This is a genomic window from Rhodoglobus sp., from assembly GCF_053580035.1.
Genome location: NZ_JBMDVL010000001.1, coordinates 461,594 through 480,736, shown reverse-complemented (window position 1 = coordinate 480,736; position 19,143 = coordinate 461,594). Strand labels below are relative to the sequence as shown.

Here is a 19,143-nt window from a genome sequence, read left to right as displayed (position 1 = left end):
GTTTAGGGGACTCGTTCGTGCCAGGTGCTTTGCCCATTGCCGACCCAGCACCCCTTGACGGCGCGCTGCCAGAGAGCGCTGCCGCCGGTTCTGAGAACCGTCAGTGGAGTGTCTACATTCACGTTCCGTTCTGTAGGGTTCGCTGCGGTTACTGCGATTTCAATACGTACACGAGCGAAGAATTACGCGGAGCGAAACGGTCTGACTACGCAACGGAAGCGATCGCTGAAATGGCATTGGCATCCACCGTGTTGTCCCAGGCTGGCGTTGCTCCCCGAAAAGCGTCGACAGTGTTCTTTGGCGGCGGCACTCCAACGCTGTTGCCCGTGACCGACCTCACTCGCATGCTCGCTGCCGCGCGCGACACCTGGGGTTTCGCTTCGGATGTCGAAGTGACCACTGAGGCGAACCCTGATTCTGTTGACCGCGATTACCTGCTGGCGCTCAAAGATGCCGGATTCACGAGGGTGTCGTTTGGAATGCAGTCGGCAGTGCCTCATGTGCTGGCAACGCTGGAGCGCACTCACGATCCCGAGCGTGTGCCTCATGTTGTGGCGTGGGCTCGCGAGGTGGGGCTCGATGTGAGCCTCGATCTGATCTACGGAACTCCGGGCGAGACTTTGCAGGATTGGGAGCGTTCGCTTGATCACGCGATCGCGCAGAATCCTGACCATATTTCGGCCTACGCGCTGATTATCGAAACGGGCACGAAGCTGGCGGCACAGATTCGCCGCGGAGTTGTTGCTGCCGTCGATGATGATCTTCAGGCTGACATGTACGAATTAGCGGAGCAGAAGCTCAAGGCTGCCGGGTACGAGTGGTACGAGGTCAGCAACTGGGGCAAGGCAAGCGATGATCCTGAGGTCAGCAACACTAGTCGTCACAATTTGGGCTACTGGTTGGGCAATGACTGGTGGGGTGTTGGCCCTGGCGCACACAGCCACGTCGGAGGAGTGCGCTGGTGGAATGTGAAGCACCCGGCGGCGTATGCGGATCGTATCGCCGCTGGGCACTCTCCGGGGGCAGGTCGAGAGACGCTCGCTGACTCCAGCAAGTATTTGGAACACGTCTTGTTGCGCACCCGGGTGCGCAATGGGCTTCAGATTGACACGCTCGATGCCGAAGGTCGTACCGCGGTCGCTGGGCTGATTGCCGAAGAGCTCGTCGAAGCACGAGCCGCACTGAGCGGAACGATTGAGCTCACACTAAAGGGGCGCCTGCTCGCGGATGCCGTAGTACGACGACTGCTCGCTGACGCCCCTATTTAGAGCGATGGGTCTGAGTTACTTAATGAACTCGAACGTGAGCGGGTAGCTGTAGGCCTGCCCCTTGTTCGCAGCGATTGCGGCGATGATGCTGAAGATGACGATCAGAACGGCGGCCGCGACAATAATGAGGAAGCCGATTCCGACGACGGTGAGAATCCCGCCAAGGAACATCGCGATATACATCGTGATTTGAAAGTTGAGTGCAGTGCGAGCGTGGGCGCGCACGAACGGTCCGCGGTCCTTGAAGACGAGGTAGCCAACGAGCGCTGAAATGAATCCCAAGAAGATTCCACCGATGTGAATCAGTGTTGACCAGAGCTTCTCATCGCTTGGACTCATCGGTTGGATCGGTGCGTACGGAGAGCTGGTGGGAGGTGTGGAATCTGACATGACTCCATTAAACCCTGCATTGGGCAAAAGAATAGCCCCGAGAGCCGAAGCTCCCGGGGCCGAGTCTTTTTCAGCGGGTAACTACCGCGTTACTTGATGAGACGAAGAGCGAAGGGGTAACGGTAGTGGTTGCCGTCCTTTGCCTTGGTGAAGCCGACAATCGAGAAGATCAATCCGACAGCCCAGATAGCGAAACCAAGAAGTCCTTGGATTAGGCCAAAGAGACCGAAGGTGACTGCGGTAAGAATCGAACCGACAATCAGGAGCGCGATCTGCGCAATGGTCAATGTGATCTGGAAGTTCAGCGCTTCCTTGGCTTCCACATTGGTGAAAGCACCGCGATCTTTGAAGACCAGCCAGATAATGAGCGATGGCAGGAAGCTGAGGATTCCGCCCAAGTGAGCGAATGACGCCCACTGGTTGTCCTCAGCCGTGGTCAGTTGAGCGGCAGGCTGCGGTGCGGCGGGCTGCGGATTTGCGTCAGTCATGAGTTCGTGCCTTTCAGGTGAACAAGGGAACTTCCCGGGTTTCATCAAAATGCTCGGTGTGCCACCTGAGCATTTCCCCGAAGAGGTAGCGCTCAAGTACAGAGACACGGTAGCGCTAATGAGTTGCGTGGTGCAACGGTTGTGTCACGGAGTGTCGAGTAAGATTGGCAGTCGAACGGATTGAGTGCCAATCAAGAGAGGTGGGTGGTGGCATGGTTTCCGCCCGCGGACTTGACGTGCTTCGAGTCATCGTGCAGGACTACGTTGCTACGCGCGAGCCTGTCGGATCCAAGTCGATAGTCGAGCGTCATTCCTTTGGGGTGTCTGCTGCAACGATTCGCAACGACATGGTTTTGCTCGAAGACGAAGAGCTGATTACCGCTCCTCACACCTCATCTGGCCGTGTGCCAACAGACAAGGGCTATCGCGTATTCGTAGACCAGCTCGCAGATCTCAGGCCGCTCACTAGCGCCCAACGTCAAGCAATTGAGTCGTTCCTGGGGCAAGCAGACGATTTGGACGACGTTCTTGCGCGCACTGTTCGCATGCTGTCTCAGCTAACGAACAGTGTCGCGCTTGTGCAGTATCCGTCTCTTGCTACGGCTCGGGTGCGCCACGTTGAGCTGGTCCCCATTAATTCTTCGCGAATTATGACGGTGTTCATCACCGACTCCGGGCTCGTCGAGCAGCGGCTCATCGATGTTTCCGAACCTCTAGACGAGGTGTTTCTGGGGGAGATGCGCGCAAAGCTGAATTCGGCGCTCCACGACCAGTCGCTTCCTCAGGCGGCGGAGCGGCTCGCGAACTTCGCGGATATTTTTCCTGTGGAACGTCAGGCACTCGTCAGCCAGGTGGCATCCAGCTTGATCGAACAGGTATTGGCCAATCGCCATGACAAACTTGTTCTCGCGGGCACAGCAAATCTTGCGCGAACCGAGCAAGACTTCTCGGGAAGTATTTTTCCTGTTCTTGAGGCAATAGAAGAGCAAGTGACGTTGTTACGGCTCTTTGGAGAAATGCAAGTAACAAGTGGGTCCGTTTCCACGCGGATCGGACGCGAGAACGCAGAATTTGGGTTGGAAGAGACTTCGGTCGTCACGGGTGGGTACTCCTCGTCTGGCGGCGGCATTGCACGCCTCGGGGTGCTTGGTCCAACCCGCATGGATTATTCGAACAACATGGCAGCGGTTCGCGCGGTAGCGCGCTACCTGTCGCGACTTTTGGAAGAAAACTGAGCTCGTAAGGAGCAATCGGAACTTTGGCAGATCACTACGAAGCACTGGGCGTTGCCCGCGAGGCCACGCCAGAAGAAATCAAGAAGGCGTACCGCAAACTCGCTCGCGAGTTGCACCCCGACGTCAACCCGAGCGCAGATGCATCAGAGCGGTTCAAGTCCGTCACGCATGCCTATGACGTGCTCAGCGATCCGCAGCAACGTCAGCAGTACGACATGGGTGGAAGCGGCGGATTCGGCGGCGGTGCGAACTTCGGATTCGGCGACATCTTCGAGACCTTCTTTGGTGGCGGTGGTGGCGGACAATCCGTTGGACCACGCTCGCGACGGGAGCGGGGACAAGATGCGCTCTTGCGGGTTGAAGTCAGCCTGAAAGACACCATCTTCGGTGTCTCACGGGACATCGAGGTCAACACAGCTGTGCTCTGTGAAACGTGTGAGGGAAACTGCTCAGCTCCCGGCTCATCTCCAGTGCGCTGCGATATTTGTCAGGGTAGCGGCCAGATCCAGCGCCAAGTGCGCAGCCTTTTGGGCAACGTCATGACGTCGAGTCCCTGCGGCACATGCCGCGGATACGGCAACATCATCGTGAACCCGTGTGCCACGTGTGCCGGCCAAGGTCGCGTGCGCGCACAGCGCACCATTTCGGTTGACATTCCGGCCGGAGTCGAAACCGGTTTGCGGTTGCAAATGCCCGGTCAGGGTGAAGTCGGCCCGGCAGGCGGCCCGAATGGAGACCTCTTCTTGGAGATGAAAGTCCGTCATCACGACGTCTTCAGTCGCTCAGATGACGATCTTCTCGCAACCGTCGAGGTGCAGATGCTCGACGCGATCTTGGGAACCACCGTCACGCTCGATGGTCTCGATGACAAAGTCGAAGTTCACATCAAGCCTGGCACTCAGAGCGGTGAAGTTCTCACGGTCAAGGAACGAGGAATCACGAGCCTTCGCGGAGGCGGTCGAGGTGACTTGCGCTTGGGCATCCAAGTGGTCACACCTACCAAGTTGAGTGGTGCCGAGCAGACCTTGATCAAACAACTTGCTGCCATTCGCAAGAGCAAAGAACCGCATTTTGCTGAATTCCAGCAGGGCCTGTTCGCGAAGCTTCGCGATCGGTTCCTGTAGGCGACGACCGTGGCGCACCTGTACATTGATGAAGAGCTCGACGACGCGCAGGTCGGCGATACGGTTTCGCTGACGAAAGCGGAAGCCCGCCATGCGGTGACAGTCTCACGCCTCAAGGTTGGCGAGACGATTGCGATTAGCAATGGTGTTGGGCTCACAGTTTCGGGGCCCATCACGACTGCCGAACACACAGAACTCAGCATCGAAGTAGCCGAGACGCACCGCACGCCACGCAGCACCCCTGCGGTGTTTCTCGCTCAAGCATTGGCCAAAGCCGACCGTGATGAGCTTGCGGTTCAAGTAGCGACCGAACTCGGCATTGACGGTGTGATTCCGTGGACGGCAGCACGAAGTATTTCGCGCTGGCAAGGCGCAAAGGTCGCGAAAGGACGCGATCGGTGGGCGGCAATTGTGCGTGAAGCGAGCAAACAGTCGTTACGCACGTGGTTACCTGACGTGCTCGATCTGGTCACAACGAAACAACTGGCTGATTTTGCGTCAAGCACGCGGATGCTCGTCCTCGAGCCAACCGCGACCGAAACTCTCGCTGACCTCGTCGTGGACGATCGCGACATCGTGCTTGTCGTTGGGCCAGAGGGCGGGGTCGCTGACCACGAGTTGGAGCTTCTCACCGCGGCCGGAGCATCCACTGTTCGACTGGGCAGTGAAGTCTTGCGCACGTCCACCGCTGGCCCTGCTGCCCTCGCTGTGCTGAACGTCAAACTTGGCCGCTGGGCCTAGAGGTTTAGGCTAGAGGTATGTCTGATTCACCTTCGATCTTTACGAAGATCATCGCTCGCGAGATTCCCGCGGATATTGTCTTCGAGTCAGATTCCGTGATTGCGTTTCGCGACATCGCCCCGCAAGCACCCGTTCATTTGCTCGTTGTTCCCAAAACCGAGCAATTCGCTAACGTCTCCCAGTTGGCGGCCGGCGACCCGGCCTTGCTCGCCGAGTTAGTCGCAGTAGCCAAGCAACTCGCAGACGAGCACACCAATAGCGAGTACCGATTGATTTTCAATACCGGCGAAAGTGCCGGTCAAACAGTGTTCCACGTTCACGCTCACGTGCTCGGTGGACACCTCGAGGAAGGCACCCTTGGTCATTAGTGACTCTGAGTCCGCACGTACCGAAACGACGCCTCCGGAGGACCGCGAGAGCGTGGCAATCGAAGTAGACGGCGTTGCTATGGTGCAGTTGCTTGGTCCCCAAGACCGACTGCTCCGGGTCGTGGAAAGTAAATTTCCCGATGTAGAAATGCATGTCCGTGGAAACGAGATCACCCTGACCGGGGATCCGGTTCCCCTTGCTGCTGCCGAAGAACTCGTTGACGAACTCATCGCAATGGTTCGCAATGGTCATGATCTTGGCACTCAAGAAGTTGATGCATCAGCGAGCATCCTGCGTCAGAGTCAGGGCAGCCCCAACGCCCTCCTTGGCCAAACAATTCTTACCGCCAGGGGCAAAGCTATTCGCCCTAAAACGCTGGGGCAGTCGCAGTATGTCGAAGCGATGGACAACAACACCATCGTATTTGGTATCGGCCCAGCCGGAACCGGCAAGACGTACCTAGCAATGGCGAAGGCCGTTCAAGCGTTGCAGCGCAAAGAAGTTGATCGCATTATTTTGAGCCGCCCAGCCATCGAGGCGGGGGAGAGGCTCGGCTTCCTGCCCGGTTCGCTGACCGACAAGATTGACCCCTATCTGCGCCCGCTTTATGACGCGCTCAACGACATGATGGATCCAGAACTGGTTCCTAAGTTGCTAGCGGCAGGCACAGTCGAGGTCGCGCCGCTCGCCTACATGCGAGGTCGCACCCTCAACAACGCGTTTGTTGTGCTCGACGAGGCCCAGAACACCACTCCAGAGCAAATGAAGATGTTCCTCACCCGATTGGGATTCGACTCGAAGATGGTCATCACCGGTGACATCACTCAGGTCGACCTGCCAGAAGGAGCGAGCGGGCTCAAGCTCGTCTCGAATGTTCTGCAAGATATTGACGACATCCACTTTGCTGAACTCACGAGTGCAGATGTTGTTCGTCACACTCTCGTTGGCAAGATTGTTGATGCCTACACGACCTACGATGCTGAGAAGCAGCTCGACGACTACAACCGCAAGAGCCGACCGCGAGCTCGCAGCCGCAATCACGAGGGACGATAGCGTGTCAATTGAAATCAACAACGAGTCGACCATTGTCGTAGATGAGCATGCCTTTCAGCGCCTCTGCACTTTTGCTCTCGACCAGCTTCATGTTCACCCGGATGCCGAACTCGGCATCGTCTTTGTCGACGAAGCAGCAATGGAGCAGCTTCATGTGCAGTGGATGGACGAGCCGGGTCCCACCGATGTGTTGAGCTTTCCGATGGACGAGCTTCGCCCGGGAACAGAAGAGCGCCAAACGGCCGCCGGATTACTCGGTGACATTGTGGTGTGCCCTCAGGTCGCCATTTCCCAGGCCGAAACTGCCGGGCATTCCCCCCTCGAGGAAATGCTTTTGTTGACAACTCACGGCCTGCTGCACTTGCTCGGATTCGATCATGCAGAACCTGACGAAGAAAAAGAGATGTTCAGCCTTCAGCGCGAAATCCTGTTGGGCTTTGCCCTAGCCGAACGAAGTAGGTAGCCGCTCATGCTGAACGGCATATTCATCACCGCAGCGATCATCCTCGTTTCGCTCGGTGGTTTGCTTGCGGCGGCGGACTCGGCACTGACAGTGCTGAGTCGGAGCGACCTCGTCGAACTGGCTGGCCGCAGCCGCGCGAAGAAAGCCATTCTGGCGATCTCGCAAGATCTGGGCGCGCACTTCAACGCGCTCAACTTCATGCGAATTGTGCTCGAAACGACCGCTGCAGTTCTTGTAACGCTGGTATTCGCCTCCGTCTTTGAACAGTGGTGGTTTGCCCTGCTGTTCAGTGCGCTCATCATGACCGGCGCCTCGTTCGTTCTCGTCGGCTCCAGCCCCAGGAGCGTCGGACGAGCACACTCGCGCAAAGTTGTTCAGATCGCAGCCCCCGTTGTTCGCGGCATCCGTGTCATCTTGGGACCGATCGCTGATGCCCTCGTCGCAATCGGCAACCGAGTGACACCCGGGCGACCTCGCACCGCTACATTCTCCAGCGAAGAACAACTGCTGAGCATGGTCGACGAAGCAACAGAACACGAAGTTCTGGATCAGGACGATCGCGATCTCATCCACTCAATATTCGAGTTCAACAACACAGTCGTGCGTGAAGTAATGATCCCGCGCACCGACATGGTGACGGTAGAGGCCGATGTTACCGCCAGCGCCGCGATGGGGCTTTTCCTGAGTCGCGGTGTTTCGAGAGTTCCCGTAATCGGCGAAGACATCGACCAAGTAATGGGCGTGCTGTACTTACGCGATGTCGCACGAGTCGTCTACGAACAACCCATCGAGGCAGACAAACTGACCACACGAGAACTAGCACGGCCTGCACTATTCGTGCCCGAGTCGCAGCGCGCTGACAGCCTGCTGCGCCAAATGCAGCTCGAATCGAATCATCTCGCCATGGTCGTTGACGAATATGGCGGCATCGCAGGGCTAGTCTCATTGGAAGACCTCATCGAAGAACTTGTCGGAGATATCTCAGACGAGTACGACCGCGAGGTCGCAGAGTTCGAAGAACTCGCCGACGGCACCTACCGTGTGAGCGCGCGATTGCCCATTGACGAACTGGGCGACCTCTTCGGACTCGAACTTGATGATGACGAAGTCGACTCTGTTGGTGGTCTCATCATGAAAACGTTGGGCCGACTGCCGGAGAGCGGTGCCGTAGCGCACTATTCCGGACTTGTTCTCACGGCCGAGCGCACCGAAGGGCGGCGCAAACGCATCAGCACAGTGCTCGTTGCTAAAGACCCTTCTCTAGACAATCAGTACGACTCAATCTCGAATGAACGAGAGAACGGTGAATCACAGTGACCGACGCCAGTGAGTTCAGAGCAGGATTTGTGACCTTTGTTGGTCGACCCAATGTCGGAAAATCGACCCTCACGAATGCTCTTGTTGGCGAAAAGGTGGCCATCACCTCGTCAAAACCGCAAACAACCCGTCGTGCTATTCGCGGAATTGTGCATCGAAAAGATGGTCAACTGATCATCGTCGACACCCCCGGAATGCACCGGCCGCGCACTCTCCTGGGAGAGCGGCTCAACTCGATCGTGCAAGACACCCTTGGCGAAGTAGACGTCATCGGTCTCTGCATCCCCGCGAACGAGAAGATCGGCCCGGGCGACCGCTACATCAACGAACAGCTCGATTCGTTCCCGCGCGCAAAAAAGGTGGCCATTGTCACCAAAATCGACGCATCGTCGCGACCGGGTGTTGCTGAGCAACTCCGTGCGGTCAGTGAGTTGCGCGACTGGGACGAAATCATTCCGATTTCCTCGTTTGACAGCATCCAGCTCGATATTTTGTCAACCGAACTCGTGAAGCTCATGCCCGTCTCCGAAGCTCTCTACCCGGATGATGCCGTTACCGATGAATCGACAGAGTCGCGCGTTGCAGAGCTCATTCGTGAAGCCGCACTCGAAGGCGTCATGGATGAACTGCCTCACTCGATCGCCGTCACGATCGACGACATGATCGAACGCGAAGACAAGAACCTTCTCGAAGTGTTCGCGAACATCTTCGTTGAACGTGACAGCCAAAAGGGAATCATCATCGGTAAGGGTGGTGAGCGGCTTCAGGATGTTGGAGCTCGTGCCCGTGCGGAGATCGAGAAGCTCGTTGGCAAGCAGATCTTCCTGTCGCTTCGCGTCAAGGTTGCCAAGGAGTGGCAACGTGACTCGAAGCAGCTGGGGCGTCTCGGCTTCTAGTCGGCGGTGGTCACCTTGTGTACATCGGAAGGATGATTCTGCGATCCGATCGCCCAGATTACGGGTTTTTCGATGCCTCAGCCGCGTAGCGTTGATGTCATGATCCGCACTCTGTCCCGTGGCGCTCTCATTACAGACGTGAGTATTGCGCTCGTCGCCACTGCCGTGCGCGCGCTTATCGGCATTGACGTTGTGTCGTTGTGGTTCGTTGTGCTCGGTTTAGGGCTTGCCCTCGCGGTGCGGCGGCTGAGTCCGGCGATTGCGTTGACAATCTCATGGTTTGCGGCGCTTACCCAGATGGCTTTTCTGCTGCCCGTGGACGGGGCCAACCTCGCGATTCTTGTCGTGCTTTTCGCCTCGGCCCGCTTTGGCTCCCGCCGGGTGCGGCTTGCCGGGTTAGTGTCGACCGTTGTTGGTTCCTTACTGGGGGCGATTTATCTCGTCGTCTCGTGGGCTCCGTCGACGGGGAGCTGGGCATCGATTCAGTTTTCGCTGACCTCAGACAGCATCTTCCAGTTCGCCGTCACTCTTGGAGGGATGCTCGCGCTTCTCTGTTTGAGCTGGACTGCGGGATTGCTCGCGCGAACTCAAGCAATCTCTCAAGAAAACAAGCGGGGCAGGCTGGTTGCTGAGCAGATTGCAGCCATCGAGCACGAACGAAATCAGATCGCGAGAGATATGCACGATGTGGTGGCACACTCACTTGCGGTCGTGATCGCGCAAGCGGATGGTGCGCGTTATGCGTCAGCAGCCGACCCGGGCTCAGCCGAACGTGCCCTGTCAACAATTTCTGGAACCGCACGCGAAGCGCTTACTGATGTTCGATTGCTGTTGGGGCAATTGCGGCACAGTCAGACAGCGGGGCCACAGCCGGGGCTCGCCGATATTGCTTCGCTGGTCGACCAGATTCGCTCGGCGGGGCTCGACGTTGTTGTCACCGAAACAGGCAATTCTCCGCTGATTCCCATGGGGCAGCAGATCACGCTCTACCGAATCGTTCAAGAAGCGTTGACCAATGCGCTCCGGCATGGGGACACATCCCAACCCGCAGCACTCGTTCTGGACTGGGGAGAAAGCACTGTGACAGTTTCGGTGACAAACGACTACGAATCTCCTCGTGCGGGCGCCCAAGAAAAAACGCAACCGCACTCGGGGCATGGTCTTATCGGAATGCGAGAAAGAGCGCAGTTGACCGGGGCAGAATTGACCGTTCAAGACCACGACAGCCAATTTGAGATCGTCGTCACAATGCCGGTGGTCCGATGAGCGCCATCCGTGTCGCCCTTGTCGACGATCAAGCACTTTTCCGCGCAGGCATCCGGATGCTCGTCTCCTCCCAGACCGACCTTGAGTGCGTCGGTGAGGCTGGCGACGGCGTTGAAGCAATCAGCATGGTCACTGAGACCCAGCCCGATGTAGTGCTGATGGACCTTCGCATGCCCGTGATGGACGGTATCGAGGCGACACGAGCGATTCTTGAGGGAACGGACGCTCCGCATCCGCGCATCATCGTGCTGACTACATTCGACCTCGACGAGGCCGCCGCACGTGCGATTCGGGCCGGTGCGAGTGGCTTTGTGTTGAAAGACGCTGACCCTGAGTTCTTACTCGCTGCTATTAGAACGGTGCATTCGGGCACAAGCGTCATTGCCGCTGCCGCGACCCGAGAGCTCTTCGAACACTTCGGCAGTGCTCCCCGAGTCCAGCCGGTTTCATTCGAAACTCTCACGGCTCGAGAGCGGGAGATCTTCTTACTGGCCGCTCGTGGACTCAGTAACGCGGAGATCGCGAAAACAGAGTTCTTGAGTGAAGCAACAGTTAAGACTCACGTCAGTCGAGTGCTGACGAAACTCGGTCTCCGTGACCGAGTTCAGCTTGTCGTCTACGCCTATGAGAATGGGCTCGCTTAACTCATCCTCGAGGATGACACGGTGGGCACTGCAGGCTGATTCGCTCGTGGGTCGACCGCGACAAGCTTGAAACATGGACAATTCAAGCGGGAGATCCGAGATCATTGCTCGGGTCGAAAACCTCTCAAAATCGTATGGCTCAGGCTCAACAAGGGTGACAGCGCTGAGTGACGTTTCGCTGGGCATCCGTGCCGGGGAATTCACCGCGATCATGGGCCCGAGCGGCTCCGGCAAATCGACACTCATGCACATTCTCGCCGGACTCGATACGGCGACTTCGGGGCGAGTGTGGCTTCGCTCGACGGACATCACTGATCTTGACGACACCGAGTTGACGATGCTTCGGCGTCGGCGCGTGGGGTTCGTATTTCAGGCGTTCAACCTCGTACCCACTCTCGACATCGAGCAAAATATCTTGCTTCCGTTTCAGCTCGATGGGAGGTCTCCGTCAACGACTGAGCGTGGCTGGATTGAACAATTGGTCGACTCCTTGGGGTTGCGCGAACGGATGAGCCATCGCCCGCACGAGCTCTCGGGAGGGCAGCAGCAGCGCGTCGCCATCGCGCGGGCGCTCGGCTCCCGCCCAGAACTCATTTTTGCTGATGAGCCAACCGGAAACCTCGACTCCCGCACCAGTCGTGAAGTGCTCTCACTCCTAGCTGCTGCAAGCGCAGAATTCGGTCAAAGTATCGCGATGGTAACCCACGACCCGATCGCGGCGAGCTATGCCGATCGCATCATTTTCTTGGCCGACGGACGCGTCGTGGACGACCGCGGCCGATCAAGCGCGGCGGACATTAGCCGGTTCATGCTGGAGATGGAGACGGCATCGTGAGGTTGCTGAATCTTCGCGATCACGCCTCGAGTATCCTCGTCGCGGCCTTGAGCAGTGCCTTCGGCGTCGCCCTATTGCAGCTCACTAACAACCTCGCTACTTCGCTCACGTTGAACGAAGACTACGGGCAGCGCGCGGGGGTTCAGATGGCCCTGAGCGTGCTGGCCTCCGTGTTTATCGTCATCTCGGTGTACGTGGGGTCAATAGTCACAGCGAACACGTTCGCCACCGTGATCGCGGGGCGCACCCGCACGATTGCGCTCGTCCGACTGATCGGGGGCAGTGCGCGCAGCCAGAGAGAGCAAGTTGCGCGCGAAGGTCTTGCTGTTGGCGCTATCGGTGCGGTAATTGGCGCCATCTTTGGCGCGCTGACCGCCTTTGCGATATTCCAGTTCGCACAGTCCACGGATGTGCTGCCGACAATCGCGTACAGCTTCTTTGATCCCATCGCCCTTCTTCCGATCGTTGGTGTAGTTCTCACTACGTGGCTCGCAGCGTGGGTCGGATCGCGACGGGTGCTCACCGTTACCCCGATGCAAGCACTAGGAGCATCCGTAGATTCGCTCGCTCACTCCGGGAAGTCAGCTGTGCGACGAGTTGTGGGGTCAACCCTCCTGTGCGGTGTCGGCCTGGGAGTCGTGGTGCTCGGCATGCTTGTCGGGCTAGTGACTCAACAGGGGATGCTGATCTCACTCGTGGGCGGAGTGATCTCATTCACGGGCTTTATCCTTGGTGCGCAGTTCGTTATGCCCCGTGTATTGCGTGCAGTTGGCTCACTCATCGGGCGCGGAGCGTCGGGGGAGCTCGCAGCAAAAAATGCGCTCCGCTATCCAGAACGGAGCACTCGCATCACGTTGGGCCTCGTAATCGGGGTCACCCTGATCACAATGTTTGCAGTCGCTACGGAGAGTTTTCGATTCCTGATCATGATCTCACCGGCCTATGGGGAGTCCGACGGCGCCGCCGATGCTCTCTCTGTCTTGTCGAGCACTTTCTCGATCCTGATTGGATTCAGTGCGATTATTGCGGCAGTGGGCCTCGTTAACACGCTTTCGTTGAGTATTGTGCAGCGTACTCGAGAGCTGGGCCTTCTGCGAGCACTCGGATTCACGGCTGCGCAGTTACGGGCAATGATCCGTGTGGAGAGCGCGCAACTAACGATCGCGGCGAGCCTAGTGGGTTTAATTCTGGGGACCTTCTACGGCTGGGCGGGTGCTCAATCTCTGTTGGGGTCAACTTCGGGCTCAGCCGTGTTCGTGCTTCCGGTTATCCCGTGGTGGATCCTTGTCGCAACAGTGATCCTTGCGGGCGGGCTCGCCTTAACCGCGGCAATCGCACCGGCTCGCCGAGTGACCCGTATTACACCGGTGGAGGCTCTCGCCGTCGAATAATCGCGCCTGATCTCACGGCCCCGCCCTTCACCTGTGGCGGGGTCGTGAGGTGGGTTAATTGGTGATTGGGCGGCGAAGTGCTGCACAGTGCTATTCTGAAATGGTGTTGTTCGGTCTGCTCCTCCTTAGCTGCCGCGACGAGTCCTAATCCAGGCCTCACTCGTCGCGGAGTTTGTCATTGGCTGACCAGATTCGTAACGAGTGGCTCACAAGGCCTTGAGAGCAGCAGGAGCACCAAATGAAGAACAATCAGTCAGCATCCTCGATGCCGATCCACAAGTACCGTCCGTTTCACGAGATCATTTCTGTTGATCTGCCGGACCGCACGTGGCCATCGAAGCGCATCACTCAGGCACCGCGCTGGTGCGCCGTCGATCTTCGTGACGGCAATCAGGCCCTGATCGATCCGATGAGTCCAGAACGCAAGCGGATCATGTTCGATCTGCTCGTCAAGATGGGCTACAAAGAGATCGAGGTCGGCTTCCCCTCGGCGAGCCAGACTGACTTCGACTTCGTGCGCTCACTCATTGAGACGAATGCGATTCCGGATGACGTCACCATTCAGGTGCTGACGCAGGCTCGCGAAGAACTCATCATTCGCACCTACGAATCGATCAAGGGAGCCAAGCAAGCGATCGTTCACCTCTACAACTCCACCAGCGTGCTGCAGCGGGATGTCGTGTTCCGTAAAGACAAGCAGGGCATTATCGACATCGCGCTCAATGGTGCTCGTATCTGCAAGGCATCCGAGGCAATGGTCCCGGAAACCGAGGTGTTCTACGAGTACTCGCCCGAAAGCTACACCGGCACCGAGCTCGAGTTTGCCGTGGATATCTGCAACCAGGTGCTCGAAGTCTTCAAGCCCACTTCGGAGCGCAAGGTCATCCTGAACCTGCCGGCCACGGTTGAAATGGCTACCCCCAACGTTTATGCAGACTCCATCGAGTGGATGTCGCGCAACGTGAATCACCGTGAGAACGTCATCATCTCTCTTCACCCACACAACGACCGTGGAACGGGAATCGCGGCGGCAGAGCTCGGCTACATGGCCGGGGCCGACCGCATCGAGGGTTGCCTGTTCGGAAATGGTGAGCGCACCGGAAACGTTGACCTCGTTGCCCTGGGGCTCAACCTGTTCACGCAAGGTATCGACCCGCAGATCGACTTCAGCGACCTAGACGAGATCCGTCGCACTGCAGAGCACTGCAACCAGCTGAAAGTTCATGAGCGCAGCCCGTGGGCTGGCGACCTCGTTTACACAGCGTTCAGCGGATCGCACCAAGATGCCATCAAAAAGGGCTTCGAATCGATGGCGGCTCAGGCCGAACGCGAAGGCAAGCACGTCAACGATCTGGTCTGGGCTGTTCCTTACCTGCCGATCGACCCCAAGGATGTCGGCCGTGGCTACGAAGCTGTTGTTCGGGTCAACTCACAATCGGGTAAGGGTGGTGTCGCTTACCTACTGAAGTCCGACCACAACCTTGATCTGCCGCGCAAACTGCAGATCGAGTTCAGCGGAGTTGTGCAGTCGAAGACCGACTCCGAAGGTGGCGAGGTTTCTAGCGAGCAAATCTGGACGTCATTCCAGGACGAATACCTGCCGGCATCCGCCGATCACGCAGACCAGAAATGGGGCCGTTACGAGCTCCTGGCGACACGGACGACAAGCGCCAACGATGGTGAAGTGAGCCTCGAAGCGCGACTGCGCGTCGACGACAGCGAGATCGACACCAGCTACGTAGGAAACGGTCCGATTGACGCGTTCTTGGGCATGCTGTCCGCACAAGGCCAAGGTATTGAAGTGAAGCTCTACGACTACGTCGAGCACACCATGAGCGAGGGCAGCAATGCGCAGGCTGCTGCCTACGTTGAGCTCGATATCCACGGTCAACGACTGTGGGGCGTCGGAATCGATGGTGACATTTCACGGGCATCGCTCAAGGCGATTGTCTCAGCGGTCAACCGTTGGGTTCGCGCAAACCGCACTGCTCCGGAACCCGAACTGGTCGCAAGTAACTAGCGTTCGGTTTTGCTCACAAGCCCCACCTATTTTTCGTGGGGCTTGTGCCCGTTAACTGGCAGGTTTTGGGTAGGTCTTGAGTACGTTTCGGAGCGCTGGCGAGTGCTGGCGGCCGACGGTGAGTGCTGGCGACCGACGGCTAGCGCTGGCGACCGACCGCTATCGACGGCGACCGACCGCTATCGACGGCGAAATTTGGGCATACCGCTGATGGTTCGCTGCTCCGGAAGGCTCCAGTTGAAGAGCACAGCCAACACGCGCACCCCCACGGTGAGACCGACACAAATCGTGGCGGCGACAAATACGGGAACGTCGAAACTTCGCATAATCACGAGGCTGGTGGCGCCAGCGGTCGCTGCTACGGCGTAGAGGGATCCGACATGCATCAGTGCGATCGGCATCGACAGGAGTACGTCGCGCATGATCGATCCGCCGATGGCAGAGATCACGCCGACAAAGATTGCTGGGACCTCTGGAAGGCCCAATGAGAGCGCTTTTGTTGTGCCGATAGCGCCGAAGAGACCAATTGTGAGTGCATCCAGCACTGTAATTAGGGGCCCCATGCGTGAAATGAGGCGCTCAAGCAACATTCCGAAGAGCGCAGCACCTGTCGCCACGATGAGATACCAGTTAGTGGTCAACACCACCGGCACCTCAGAGAGGACTATGTCGCGGACCATGCCGCCGCCGAAACCTGTCGAAATGCCGATGATTGCCACTCCCAGTAGATCCAATCGGCGATCGCGAAACTGAGCCGCAAACATTGCTCCCTGCATTGCACCAACGCCGACGGCCAACAGTCCGGCCCACAGAGGGATCTCGAAGGTCTCATTCACGCACTATTCGTACCACGCATAGTGAGTCGTGCCCGGTTGTGCGGCGGGCAAGCCTGCAATCGTCGCCCGGCAAATCGGGGTCGATGGGCCGACGCGAGCGGCCTTTCGGTGGTGCGGCCTTCGGAAACTCAGGAAAACCGAAACGATTTGCGCACTCGACCTCCACAGCTGGTGGGTCCGCGCTCGTGCGCGCCGCGGATCTCCTGAATTTCCGAAAGGGGTGGGAGCAATTTGAGCTCGCGGCCGACTAACGGGAGTCAACGTTGTGAGCTAATTCGCGTCGGAGCTGTGCACGTGCACGTGCTCCTGCTCGCGCTCGAGCACTGAATTAGTTCGCGCCTGAGTTGCGAAGCGAAGCCGCCGCGCGGGCGTGTGCTTCGGCGTAGGCAGAAAACGCAATTTTCCCGTCGCCGGGCAGCGAAGCGAGGTGAAATCCGCGCGCGAAGGACCGGCCGATGGCTCCAGGAACCGGCAATGACCACACCGGTTTACGCAGCGAATGCGCCGAGTTCCACTGGTGTGCTAATTCCCGAAAACTGAGCTGCTCCGGGCCACCGAAGTCCGCCACGCGGCCGCTGGGGCCAGCATCCACCAGTTCGACGAGTCGTTCGGCCACCTCATCCACCGCTACCGGCTGCATCCGGAAAGACGGAACGATGGTGACGGGCAGCCGGCGTTGAGGAATGAATAGGCGCGCCACGAAACTATGGAACTGAGTGGCGCGAAGAATTGTGTACGGAACTCCAGAGGCACCAATGAATTGCTCGCACAGATACTTGTCGCGATAGTAGCCGAGCGCATGCTTGTCGACACCAACAATCGACATGAACACCACATGGTCAACCGGATGCGCGGCAATGGCCCTCAGCAGTTGCCGCGTCTGGTGCGAATCGTGGGTGTTCGCGCCGCTCGCTAAGTGCACGACCGTTGTCACGCCAGAAAGTGCAGCAGCGATACCGGATCCGGTGCTCAGGTCGCCAACTACGCGGCCCGGACCCGGGCGTCGACTCAGCGATCGCACTTCATGACCGGTCGCCTCGAGCAGCGAAACGGTCGGTCTGCCAAGGGCGCCCGTCGCACCAGTGACAAGAATCATTGTGTTCTCCTAGAAGTCAAGTGCAGGTTCGGAGTAGGTTCCCAGTTCTGCCCAAAATCTACTCCGAACTCGCTCCGTTTGCTGCAGACGAACCCAAAACGATTCGGCCTTCGGGCCGTCGCACAGCAAACCGCAACATGCCGGGGGATACTTGAACCGTGCCTACCTACCGTGATGAAGCCGTCGTGCTGCGCACCCACAAGCTGGGTGAAGCCGACCGTATCGTCACGATGCTGTCGCGTGAACACGGCAAGATCCGGGCGGTAGCCAAAGGGGTGCGTCGCACGGCCTCCAAGTTTGGGGCGCGACTGGAGCCATTTATGGTTGCCGACATCCAGTGTTATATCGGTCGTAGTCTCGATATCATCCAGCAGGCAGAATCACTCGGGTCGTATGGTTCCGAGATTACCGCCGACTATGCGAGCTATACCGCCGCAAGCGTGATGGTCGAGACGGCAGACAAAGTCACGGATGACGATGGCTCCTTGCAGCAATATCTTCTGCTGGTTGGTGCGCTGCGGTCTCTCGCGCGGCGCGAGCACAACCCGAGCCTCACTCTTGACTCGTACCTCTTGCGGAGCCTCTCGATTGCGGGTTGGGCGCCGAGTTTTGTTGATTGTGCGGTGACCGGGGCGCCAGGGCCGCATTCGGTTTTCGTCGCGCAGATGGGTGGTGTCGTGGCTGATGAGGTCGCCCCGCCCGGTTCGCCACGACTGAGTCCTGACACGCTTGAACTACTGGGGGCCTTGCTGGCAGGTCAGTGGGATGTTGCGGAAGCGTCTGAGGAGCGGTCACGTTCCCAAGCCAGCGGCGTCGTTGCCGCCTACACTCAGTTTCATTTGGAGCGCAGTCTTCGTTCCATTCAGCATGTGGATCGGAGCGCATGAGCCGCGTAGCAAAAACTCACAAAGATGCTGGGGAGTTTCGTCCTCTCGACTGGACAGGCATCCAGCCGCCGACGTTGCCCAAGGGCTCGGTACCTGAGCACATCGCGATTGTCATGGACGGCAATGGGCGCTGGGCCAACGCGCGCGGCCTCACGCGTGTAGAAGGCCACAAGGCGGGCGAGGCGAGCCTGCTTGATGTCGTGGCTGGTGCCATCCAAATCGGAGTGAAGCACATCAGTGTGTATGCGTTTTCGACCGAGAACTGGAGTCGTTCGCCCGACGAGGTTCGCTTTTTGATGGGCTTCAATCGGGATGTGCTGCACCGTCGCCGGGATCAGCTCAATGAGTGGGGCGTGCGTGTGCGCTGGGCCGGCCGTCGGCCTCGACTGTGGACTTCGGTCATCAAGGAGCTTCAGTTTGCCGAAAAACTCACAGAAAACAACAGCACCCTGACTTTGACGATGTGTGTCAACTATGGCGGTCGCACCGAGATTGCGGATGCTGTGCGATCGATCGCTGATGATGTTGCGGCGGGCAGGCTGAAGCCGTCTGCCGTCTCAGAGAAGCTCATCCAGAAGCGCCTATACCAACCGCAATTGCCCGATGTTGACCTGTTTGTGCGGTCGTCGGGGGAGCAGCGGATGAGCAACTTTATGCCGTGGCAGAGTGCGTACGCCGAGATGGTGTTTTTGGACACGCTGTGGCCTGATTTCACTCGCGAACAGTTGTGGCAGGCGATTGAGATTTATGCCGGTCGTACACGGCGCTTCGGTGGGGCAATTGACGCCCCTGATACCTCTCCCAGCTAGCGGTCGTACCGTTTT

At 58.3% G+C, this 19,143-nt stretch carries 20 protein-coding genes; 16 read left to right on the top strand and 4 right to left on the bottom strand.

Going from position 1 to position 19,143, the window contains the following annotated elements; translation table 11 throughout:
- Nucleotides 1–17 precede the first annotated feature (17 nt).
- Entirely contained in the window at nucleotides 18–1,268 is a 1,251-nt protein-coding gene (gene hemW, locus ACOH1Z_RS02330) for a radical SAM family heme chaperone HemW (RefSeq protein WP_449646881.1), read from the top strand.
- 15 nt (nucleotides 1,269–1,283) lie between these two features.
- On the opposite strand, the gene ACOH1Z_RS02325 is transcribed toward hemW, so the two are convergent.
- Together ACOH1Z_RS02325 and ACOH1Z_RS02320 are read right to left on the bottom strand one after the other, a co-directional pair.
- On the bottom strand, nucleotides 1,284–1,658 hold the full coding sequence (locus ACOH1Z_RS02325; protein ID WP_449646880.1) for a DUF4870 domain-containing protein: 375 nt from the start codon (nucleotides 1,656–1,658) through the stop codon (nucleotides 1,284–1,286).
- A gap of 89 nt (nucleotides 1,659–1,747) precedes the next feature.
- The gene (locus ACOH1Z_RS02320; protein WP_449646879.1) at nucleotides 1,748–2,146 is read right to left on the bottom strand and encodes a DUF4870 domain-containing protein; all 399 of its coding nucleotides are present in this window, start codon (nucleotides 2,144–2,146) and stop codon (nucleotides 1,748–1,750) included.
- Between the two features lie 212 nt (nucleotides 2,147–2,358).
- On the opposite strand from ACOH1Z_RS02320, the gene hrcA reads away from it, so the two are divergent.
- The 13 genes from hrcA (at nucleotide 2,359) to leuA (ending at nucleotide 15,500) form a co-directional block, all read left to right on the top strand.
- Entirely contained in the window at nucleotides 2,359–3,381 is a 1,023-nt protein-coding gene (hrcA, locus tag ACOH1Z_RS02315; RefSeq protein ID WP_449646878.1) for a heat-inducible transcriptional repressor HrcA, read from the top strand.
- 23 nt (nucleotides 3,382–3,404) lie between these two features.
- Nucleotides 3,405–4,505: a molecular chaperone DnaJ gene (gene dnaJ, locus ACOH1Z_RS02310; RefSeq protein WP_449646877.1), complete on the top strand. Its 1,101-nt coding sequence runs from the start codon at nucleotides 3,405–3,407 to the stop codon at nucleotides 4,503–4,505.
- A gap of 9 nt (nucleotides 4,506–4,514) precedes the next feature.
- Complete coding sequence (locus tag ACOH1Z_RS02305) at nucleotides 4,515–5,246, top strand: 16S rRNA (uracil(1498)-N(3))-methyltransferase (RefSeq protein ID WP_449646876.1); 732 nt, start codon at nucleotides 4,515–4,517, stop codon at nucleotides 5,244–5,246.
- Nucleotides 5,247–5,263: 17 nt separating this feature from the next.
- A complete protein-coding gene (locus ACOH1Z_RS02300; RefSeq protein ID WP_449646875.1) occupies nucleotides 5,264–5,614 on the top strand; it encodes a histidine triad nucleotide-binding protein in 351 nt (116 codons plus the stop codon).
- Complete coding sequence (locus ACOH1Z_RS02295) at nucleotides 5,610–6,668, top strand: PhoH family protein (protein ID WP_449648180.1); 1,059 nt, start codon at nucleotides 5,610–5,612, stop codon at nucleotides 6,666–6,668. Before ACOH1Z_RS02300 ends, ACOH1Z_RS02295 begins: the two co-directional genes overlap by 5 nt.
- A 1-nt stretch (nucleotide 6,669) precedes the next feature.
- Nucleotides 6,670–7,131 carry an rRNA maturation RNase YbeY gene (gene ybeY / locus ACOH1Z_RS02290; RefSeq protein ID WP_449646874.1) on the top strand — a complete coding sequence of 154 codons (462 nt, stop codon included), beginning with the start codon at nucleotides 6,670–6,672 and terminating at the stop codon, nucleotides 7,129–7,131.
- 6 nt (nucleotides 7,132–7,137) lie between these two features.
- Nucleotides 7,138–8,448, top strand: coding sequence for a hemolysin family protein (locus ACOH1Z_RS02285; protein ID WP_449646873.1), 1,311 nt, complete (start codon nucleotides 7,138–7,140; stop codon nucleotides 8,446–8,448).
- Nucleotides 8,445–9,344, top strand: coding sequence for a GTPase Era (gene era, locus ACOH1Z_RS02280; RefSeq protein WP_449646872.1), 900 nt, complete (start codon nucleotides 8,445–8,447; stop codon nucleotides 9,342–9,344). Before ACOH1Z_RS02285 ends, era begins: the two co-directional genes overlap by 4 nt.
- Before the next feature lie 99 nt (nucleotides 9,345–9,443).
- Nucleotides 9,444–10,610, top strand: coding sequence for a sensor histidine kinase (locus ACOH1Z_RS02275; protein WP_449646871.1), 1,167 nt, complete (start codon nucleotides 9,444–9,446; stop codon nucleotides 10,608–10,610).
- Nucleotides 10,607–11,254 (top strand): response regulator, encoded by a 648-nt coding sequence (locus tag ACOH1Z_RS02270; protein ID WP_449646870.1) that lies wholly within the window; start codon nucleotides 10,607–10,609, stop codon nucleotides 11,252–11,254. Before ACOH1Z_RS02275 ends, ACOH1Z_RS02270 begins: the two co-directional genes overlap by 4 nt.
- A gap of 73 nt (nucleotides 11,255–11,327) precedes the next feature.
- On the top strand, nucleotides 11,328–12,089 hold the full coding sequence (locus ACOH1Z_RS02265; RefSeq protein WP_449646869.1) for an ABC transporter ATP-binding protein: 762 nt from the start codon (nucleotides 11,328–11,330) through the stop codon (nucleotides 12,087–12,089).
- Nucleotides 12,086–13,480 carry an ABC transporter permease gene (locus ACOH1Z_RS02260; protein WP_449646868.1) on the top strand — a complete coding sequence of 465 codons (1,395 nt, stop codon included), beginning with the start codon at nucleotides 12,086–12,088 and terminating at the stop codon, nucleotides 13,478–13,480. The genes ACOH1Z_RS02265 and ACOH1Z_RS02260 overlap by 4 nt, the downstream gene beginning before the upstream one ends.
- Nucleotides 13,481–13,718: 238 nt before the next feature.
- Nucleotides 13,719–15,500 carry a 2-isopropylmalate synthase gene (leuA, locus tag ACOH1Z_RS02255; protein ID WP_449646867.1) on the top strand — a complete coding sequence of 594 codons (1,782 nt, stop codon included), beginning with the start codon at nucleotides 13,719–13,721 and terminating at the stop codon, nucleotides 15,498–15,500.
- A gap of 179 nt (nucleotides 15,501–15,679) precedes the next feature.
- On the opposite strand, the gene ACOH1Z_RS02250 is transcribed toward leuA, so the two are convergent.
- A complete protein-coding gene (locus ACOH1Z_RS02250) occupies nucleotides 15,680–16,336 on the bottom strand; it encodes a trimeric intracellular cation channel family protein (protein WP_449646866.1) in 657 nt (218 codons plus the stop codon).
- Nucleotides 16,337–16,664: 328 nt separating this feature from the next.
- Entirely contained in the window at nucleotides 16,665–17,432 is a 768-nt protein-coding gene (locus ACOH1Z_RS02245) for an SDR family oxidoreductase (protein WP_449646865.1), read from the bottom strand.
- Between the two features lie 158 nt (nucleotides 17,433–17,590).
- Here ACOH1Z_RS02245 and recO point away from each other — a divergent pair, with 158 nt between their 5' ends.
- On the top strand, nucleotides 17,591–18,319 hold the full coding sequence (gene recO / locus ACOH1Z_RS02240) for a DNA repair protein RecO (protein ID WP_449625403.1): 729 nt from the start codon (nucleotides 17,591–17,593) through the stop codon (nucleotides 18,317–18,319).
- Nucleotides 18,316–19,128, top strand: coding sequence for an isoprenyl transferase (locus ACOH1Z_RS02235; protein WP_449646864.1), 813 nt, complete (start codon nucleotides 18,316–18,318; stop codon nucleotides 19,126–19,128). Before recO ends, ACOH1Z_RS02235 begins: the two co-directional genes overlap by 4 nt.
- Nucleotides 19,129–19,143: the final 15 nt, after the last annotated feature.